Consider the following 880-nt stretch of genomic DNA (forward strand, 5'->3'; position numbering starts at 1 on the left):
AAGGAGGAATATAAGATGATTAAAATGCTAATGATTGGCATGTTTTCATTTACTGCTACTACTCTATTCTTTTTCCAAGGAATCGAGATTTTTCAAGCATTCTTTGAATACTTCAAACAAAAATAATAAAAGGGAGCGACCTCTTAAAGGTCCTCCCTCTTTTATTTGAAAGCATTACTTCGCATTTACTTTTTCATGCTTTGCATCGATGCGCTTCTCAATCATTTCAATTTGATCGCGATCTTTTAATAATTCCTCTTTATTCTTTCTGACTAATTCAATATACGATACTTTCTTCTTTCTCATTTGTGAACTCTCCTATCTGTTGATAACTATATTTTCAGACTATTTATTTTTTTGAAACACTCTCTTGTGCCTCAAGTAAAGGATGAAAATATTTTTAACGATGCGTCCTTTTGTCTTTGTAAGAAAATCTTACACATTTCATCAGACAAACCTCATCCGCAAATAAATTTTCGTTAAATTCAGATTAATATGAAACAATGAAAATGTCAAGACTTTTGGCTCATAATATTATTTTTAAATAATTTAGACACAATATCTTAACAAAACGTTTACAAAGGTATTCTATTTACTACCTTCTGTAATACAACATATACCAACATTCTCAATCTGTTCTCATATAGGTCGATTTTCACACCACCTTTCCCCTTACCATATATTAGAATCATATTGACATCTATATGATTCTAGTATAAAATCAGGCTTTGTGTTGAATGACGTGGTTCGAAACCATCCCACGATAAAAAACTAAGGAGCGTTAACATAAATGAATACAAAAACACTTGTTGCGAACGGGATTTTAGCAGCTTTATATATTGCTGTTTCCATGCTTGTTCAACCGATTGCATTCTCTGCT

Annotated in this window: 1 protein-coding gene and 1 riboswitch; the gene reads right to left on the reverse strand. The window is 31.5% G+C overall.

Going from position 1 to position 880, the window contains the following annotated elements; translation table 11 throughout:
• Positions 1-174 precede the first annotated feature (174 nt).
• The gene (locus NXH67_RS04565; protein ID WP_083957267.1) at positions 175-306 is read right to left on the reverse strand and encodes an FbpB family small basic protein; all 132 of its coding nucleotides are present in this window, start codon (positions 304-306) and stop codon (positions 175-177) included.
• A gap of 430 nt (positions 307-736) precedes the next feature.
• Positions 737-781: riboswitch (PreQ1 riboswitch) on the forward strand.
• Positions 782-880: the final 99 nt, after the last annotated feature.

It is taken from the genome of Butyrivibrio sp. DSM 10294, assembly GCF_028539135.1.
Taxonomy (GTDB): Bacteria; Bacillota; Clostridia; order Lachnospirales; family Lachnospiraceae; genus Butyrivibrio.